The 5663-nt window shown below is 66.0% G+C and carries 5 protein-coding genes and 1 pseudogene; 1 reads left to right on the top strand and 5 read right to left on the bottom strand.

The window, feature by feature from the left end; translation table 11 throughout:
• Positions 1-681 (bottom strand): annotated as a pseudogene (locus SPHV1_RS06225) (hypothetical protein); the annotation flags it as partial.
• A 106-nt stretch (positions 682-787) separates the two neighbouring features.
• On the opposite strand from SPHV1_RS06225, the gene SPHV1_RS06220 reads away from it, so the two are divergent.
• Positions 788-1438 carry a trimeric intracellular cation channel family protein gene (locus tag SPHV1_RS06220; protein ID WP_054945178.1) on the top strand — a complete coding sequence of 217 codons (651 nt, stop codon included), beginning with the start codon at positions 788-790 and terminating at the stop codon, positions 1436-1438.
• A 49-nt stretch (positions 1439-1487) separates the two neighbouring features.
• Here SPHV1_RS06220 and SPHV1_RS06215 read toward each other — a convergent pair whose 3' ends face one another.
• From SPHV1_RS06215 to rplQ, 4 genes are all read right to left on the bottom strand, one after another.
• Positions 1488-2126: a hypothetical protein gene (locus SPHV1_RS06215; RefSeq protein ID WP_231634550.1), complete on the bottom strand. Its 639-nt coding sequence runs from the start codon at positions 2124-2126 to the stop codon at positions 1488-1490.
• A gap of 40 nt (positions 2127-2166) precedes the next feature.
• Positions 2167-2748 carry a hypothetical protein gene (locus SPHV1_RS06210; protein ID WP_054945180.1) on the bottom strand — a complete coding sequence of 194 codons (582 nt, stop codon included), beginning with the start codon at positions 2746-2748 and terminating at the stop codon, positions 2167-2169.
• A 126-nt stretch (positions 2749-2874) separates the two neighbouring features.
• The gene (locus tag SPHV1_RS06205) at positions 2875-5067 is read right to left on the bottom strand and encodes a prolyl oligopeptidase family protein (protein WP_082430869.1); all 2193 of its coding nucleotides are present in this window, start codon (positions 5065-5067) and stop codon (positions 2875-2877) included.
• Positions 5068-5155: 88 nt separating this feature from the next.
• Positions 5156-5578 (bottom strand): 50S ribosomal protein L17, encoded by a 423-nt coding sequence (rplQ, locus tag SPHV1_RS06200; RefSeq protein WP_054945177.1) that lies wholly within the window; start codon positions 5576-5578, stop codon positions 5156-5158.
• Positions 5579-5663 lie beyond the last annotated feature (85 nt).

Raw genomic sequence — 5663 nt, 5'->3', positions numbered from 1 at the left:
GGCCTGCTCCAGCAACGGCGCGGCAGGCTCCAGCCACTGCCTGTACTCGACCGAGTACGGCACTGCGACGAGCCTGCCGCCATCGCGCTTCACCACAGTGTAGGGGCTGAGCAGCGCGTCCTTCTGGTCGGGATGGGCCGCGATATAGGCTTCCAGTGCCTCGCGCGTCAGGTCCTCGGGATAGAAGCCTGCGCCTTCGGGCATCGGGGTCGATCCCCAGAAGGGGTGGAGTTCGGCCAGTTCGTCCCAGGGGCCGAAGTTGCGGTCGAACATCTCGACCAGCAGGTCGCGGTCGGCCCGGCGGTTCATCGAGACCGCGCGGCGCACCTGCGGGTTTTCGGCATAGCGCTGGCGCAGGTAGATCTCGCTCATCAGGTCCGAGGCCTTGATCAGCAGGTTGACGACGTCGCGCTGTTCCTGATTGAGGAAGCCGGTCTCGACGTCCATCCGGATCGTCGCCAGTTTTTCCTTCTGGGCCAGCAGGTTGTAGTCGCCATCCGCCTCGGCCGGGATCGGACGGGTAGCGGGCGGCGGCGCCGACGCGACTTCGCCGGGGGCCTGCGTGCACGCCGCACCGGCGAGCAGGAGAGGAAGGAGCGAGAAGCGCGTCAGCCTGGACGCGGACGTCTTTTCCGTTGCGGGCGTTCTATTCGTTGCGGGCGTTCTGTTTCTTGCGGGCATGGGGGGAATGTCCGTTGCTTGTGTGTGACCGGTCTGGAGACTTAGCGCCCTGCCATGACGACGCAAGGCCCCTGCCCTGTCCTGTGGATGGTGCTAAGGGACGGGCATGACGCCGATGATTTCCGCGATAGCGCCGCCGCCCGTCCCTGCCCTGCCGCCGATGCTCGACCTGCTGGGCATTGCCGTCTTCGCGCTGACCGGCGCGCTGGCGGCCGCACGCCTGCGGCAGACTTTCGTGACCGTGGCCTTCTTCGCGCTCATCACCGGCGTCGGCGGCGGTTCGGTGCGCGACCTGCTGATCGGGGCGCCGGTATTCTGGATTCAGGACCCGCTCGTCGCGCCCGTCTGCTTTGCCGTCGCCCTGATCGCGTGGTTCACGCCGGTACGCTGGTGGGAGGGCAAGCTGCTGGAATGGGCCGATGCGCTGGGTCTGGCGACATATGCGGTGTTCGGCACGATCAAGGCGCTGGCCTGGGGCGTGCCCACCGTCCCGGCGATCATGATGGGCGTCATCACCGGCTGCGTCGGCGGCATCGTGCGCGATGTCCTGGCCGGCCAGCCCTCGATCCTGATGCGCCCGGAACTTTACGTGACCGCCGCTGCACTCTCGGCCGCACTGGCCGGTCTCGGCATCGCGCTCGGGCTGTCGGCGCAAGTGACCTGGGCAATCGCGGTGCTGGCCGGCTTTACCTTGCGCGGCGCGGCGATCCACTGGTCGATCGCCCTGCCCGGCCATGCCGGCCCTGCGGAAGACTGATCGGCCTGGGCCGCTCGTCCGGAGCGGGCCTTGGCCTGGGCAGCCGGAGTCAGATCAGGGCGTGACCGTCGACCGCTACCGAACGCACGCGCCCGTCGCGGTCGATGCTGCAGGCGAAGTCGCGGCCGTCTTCAAGGCGGCCCTCGACGCTGTAGCGATCCCCCATGCGCGCGACATTGTCGACGGTATCGATGCGACGCTCGCCGCGCTCGATCTCGTCGGCGCAGCTCGCCACCATGTCGTCGAAGCTGTCGTTCGAGCGCGCGCCTTCGGGATAATCACGCGGATTGCCCCGCTCCTCACGCGGGACGTTGCCATAACCGCGATCCTCGGGGGCGTCGTAGTCGGGCCCGCCGGGATAGCGGTAGGGTTCCTCAACCCGCTTGTTCTTCGAGGACTTGCCGGCGGCGCTGGCAATGGCGGCAATGCCGCCCACGATCAGCAGCCCGGCCAGAACGTCCCCGCCATCGAGACCGCGACCATGGTGGTGATGGCGGTAGCCCCCCCAATCGCCGTAGCCGCGGGCGAAGACCGGCGTCGCGCTCATGGACAGGACTGCAGCGGCGGCCAGCGAAACGGCTATGCGTGAACGGAAGGTCTTCATGGCAGGTCCATCCCACGTCCGGCGCGCACGATCCGCGCCGCCCATCATTGCCAAGAAATAGGCGGTCCATGCTTTCTTCGGCATGAACCGCCTACCCTGTCAGCCTGTCGGCTCGTCGCAAAAGTTACAGGCCGCGAATGCCCTTGAAGTCGAGGTCGCGGATTCCGCCGCGATAATCGACCTTGCACTCGAACGAGCCGGAATCGTAGCCGCGCAGCGAGCTGTTCCAACCCCTGTAGTCGCGGTTCCAGCCCCGGCCGTAGTCATGGTCGCCCGAGCGCCAGTGGCGACCCATGCCGTTGACCGCGATGCGGCCCTTGACCTTGTAGCCGTAGCTCTTGCGATCGACATTGCGCACGTCGGTAACCTTGGCGCGGCCGCCATAGCTGTAACGGTTGGCCGCGCGTTCGGCGGTGCGCACGCACTGCTGCACGGCATCGCGCGCGCTCAGGCCACGGCCATAGCCATAACGGCCGTAGTCGTAGCGCCCCCTGCGATCGCGGTCGTAGCGATAGTCGTAGCGGTCGTTCCCACTGCTTGCAGCCGCTGCCACCGCAGCGATCCCGCCGATAACGAGCGCGCCGGCGATCACATCCCCGGTGTCGATCCCGCCGCCGTGATCCCGGGCCAATGCCGGGGTGGCCGTCGCAACCGCCATGGCACCGGCGGCCACGGTGCCGACCATTTTCCTGGTGAACATTTCCATGGCTTCGTTTCCTTTCTCGACCGGACGCCATGTCCGGGCATGAGAAGGTTCTAGCCATTCGGCCATGAGGTGACGCTGAACCTTGGCTACAGCCATCGTTCAGCTAAAATGGCAGATTCCTGAACATCAACGCTGCAACGGAAGCGCCAGCCCGGTCCAGCGGGCTATGAAGGCCAGAATGTCCGCGCCCTCCTCTATCGCCTTGTCGGTGGGCTTGCCCGAACCGTGCCCGGCCCGCGTCTCGATGCGGATCAGGTGCGGTTTGTCGCCGATATCGGCCGCCTGCAGCGCCGCCGTATACTTGAACGAGTGCCCGGGCACGACGCGGTCGTCGGTGTCGGCCGTGGTCACGAGGATCGCCGGGTAGTCCACCCCGCTGCGGATGTTGTGGTAAGGCGAATAGGAACGCAGGACGCGAAAATCCGCTTCCCTGTCGGGATAGCCGTAGTCGTCCACCCAATAGCGCCCGGCGGTGAAGCGGTCGAAGCGCAGCATGTCCATCACGCCCACCTGCGCCACTGCCGCGGCGTAGAGATCGGGCCGCTGGTTGACCACCGCGCCGACCAGGAGGCCGCCGTTGGAGCCGCCCTGGATGGCAAGCCCGTCCTTCTTCGCGATGCCCTCGTCGATCAGGTACTCGCTGGCGGCGATGAAGTCGTCGAACACGTTCTGCTTGTTCGCGCGCCGCCCGGCATCGTGCCACTCGCGCCCGTACTCGCCCCCACCGCGCAGGTTCGCGAGCGCAAAGGCCCCGCCCGCCTCCAGCCATGCCAGGCGAACGGCCGAAAAGCCCGGGGTCAAGGAGACATCGAAACCGCCGTAGCCATAAAGCAGCGTCGGCACCGGCCGGTTCAGCCGCGCCACTTTCTTGCCGCGTACAACGAACATCGGCACCCTCGTGCCGTCCTTCGACTTGAAGAAGCGCTGCTCCACCGAATAGTCCTGCGGATCGAAGCACAGCTTGGGCTCGGCAAAAGGCTCGGTCTCGCCCGACGCGATGTTCATGCGGTAGATCGCCGCAGGGCAGTTGAAACTGGAGAAGGCGTAGAACGTCTCGGGATCGCCCGGCCGGCCACGAAAGCCGGAGGCCGTGCCATACCCGTTCAGAGTGATCGTGCGTCCTGGGCGCCCGTCGAGACCGATGATCTCGGCATGGCTGGCCGCGTTGCGCATGTAGTTGAGCACGAGCCGGTCGCCGACGATGCCTGCACGCTCCAGGATGTCCGAACGCTCCGCAACCAGTTCGGTCCATTTCGGATCGTCCTCCGACAGGTCGATGCCGACAAGCCGGTAGCGCGGCGCGTCCTTGTTGGTGACGTACCAAACGTGCAGCCCGGAACCTTCAACGAGACGCCAGTCGTCGGTAAAGCCGGAAACGATCTTGCGCGCCTTCCAGCCCTGCCTATCCCGCTTGGCGAGATCGATCACCGAGACTTCGTAGCGCGCATCGGTGCCCACAGACGTGGTGATGACCGCCAGCCTGCCGTCTTGCGTGACCCGCGCGAAGTGATTGTACTCCGGATGATCGGGTGTCGCGTAGACCAGCTCATCCTCGGACTGCGCGGTTCCCAGGCGATGGAAGTAGACCGTGTGGTTGTAGTTCAGACCCTGGAATGCCGCCCCTTCGTCCGGCTCGGGAAAGCGCGAATAGAGGAAGCCCTCCTCACCGACCCAGGACAGGCCGGTAAACTTGGCCCAGCGCACTTCGTCGTCCAGCAACTGACCGCTGCGCACGTCGAGTACGCGCAGGATGCGCCAGTCGCTGCCGCCGTCCTGCACGCTGTAGAGCAGGTAATGCCCCTTTTCGGATGGCTCCCAGGCATCCAGCGCCGTGGCGCCGTCAGCAGCCCAGGTATTGGGGTCGAGCAGGAGCTTCGGCTTGCCGTGCAGCCCCTTGCGCACGAAGAGCTGCGATTGCGCCTGCAGGCCGGAATTGCGGGTATAGAAATAGCGCTGCCCCGCCTTGTCCGGCAGGCCGTAGCGCTCGTAGTCCATGATCTCGCGGATGCGCTGCGCGAAGCGTGCGCGTTGCGGCAGGCCGGAGAAGTAGTCCTCGGTCACCGCGTTCTCACGCGCCACCCAATCGGCCACCTCGGGCGACTGGCGCACGTCGGCCTCCAGCCAGCGGTAGGGATCGGCGATCTTCTCGCCGAAGTGGGCTTCGACGATCTCGTCGCGGCGGGTTTCCGGATAGGTCTGGTCAGGCATGGTCCCGGCCCAGATGGGCGTCGACAGCGCCAGCGACAAGGGCAACGCCAGCGACAACGCCCCTCTCAGAGGAGGCAAGCAACCCAGTGCGACTGCCTTGAGGCGCCGCATCGTTCTCTCCCAATCCCAAACGCAAGAGCGGCCGCGAGTCTAGCACTCGCGACCGCTCACGCAATCTTGTCGATGAATGCGACCGGGCTCAGGCCTCGGTGTATTCCTCGGCTTCGTTCATCACCGGACCCGAATCCTGGCCCTTGGCGTCGACGTCGCGGTCGACGAGCTCGATGATCGCGATCGGGGCGGCGTCCGAAGCGCGGATGCCGGCCTTGATGATGCGGGTGTAGCCACCGTTGCGACCGGCGTAACGCTCGGCCAGAACTTCAAAGAGCTTCTTTTCCTGGGTCTCGTCGAGCAGGCGCGAGTGGGCCAGACGACGGTTCGAAAGGCCACCGCGCTTCGCGAGCGTGATGAGCTTTTCGATGTAGGGACGCAGTTCCTTCGCCTTGGGCGTGGTGGTCTGGATCTGCTCGTGCTTGATGAGCGCTGCAGCCATGTTGCGCAGAAGGGCGGCGCGGTGGCCCGAGGTGCGCTGCAGCTTACGCTGACCGTGCTTGTGACGCATATTCTTTCTCCGTTCGTAGGGGGCCCGTGTGAGGTAGCCCGATCCAGGTGGCCGTCGGGGCCGCCACCTTTCGCCCAAAGCATCC

The sequence above is a fragment of the Novosphingobium sp. KN65.2 genome, from assembly GCF_001368935.1.
In the GTDB taxonomy this organism is placed as follows: Bacteria; Pseudomonadota; Alphaproteobacteria; order Sphingomonadales; family Sphingomonadaceae; genus Novosphingobium; species Novosphingobium mathurense.
This window is presented reverse-complemented; position numbering and strand designations above follow the sequence as displayed.

Excerpts from the sequence above, each read along its gene's own strand:
- SPHV1_RS06220 (WP_054945178.1), top strand. The coding sequence starts at position 788 with ATGACGCCGATGATTTCCGCGATAGCGCCGCCGCCCGTCCCTGCCCTG.
- SPHV1_RS06215 (WP_231634550.1), bottom strand. The coding sequence starts at position 2,126 with ATGCCGAAGAAAGCATGGACCGCCTATTTCTTGGCAATGATGGGCGGC.
- SPHV1_RS06210 (WP_054945180.1), bottom strand. The coding sequence starts at position 2,748 with ATGGAAATGTTCACCAGGAAAATGGTCGGCACCGTGGCCGCCGGTGCC.
- rplQ (WP_054945177.1), bottom strand. The coding sequence starts at position 5,578 with ATGCGTCACAAGCACGGTCAGCGTAAGCTGCAGCGCACCTCGGGCCAC.
- SPHV1_RS06205 (WP_082430869.1), bottom strand. The coding sequence starts at position 5,067 with ATGCGGCGCCTCAAGGCAGTCGCACTGGGTTGCTTGCCTCCTCTGAGA.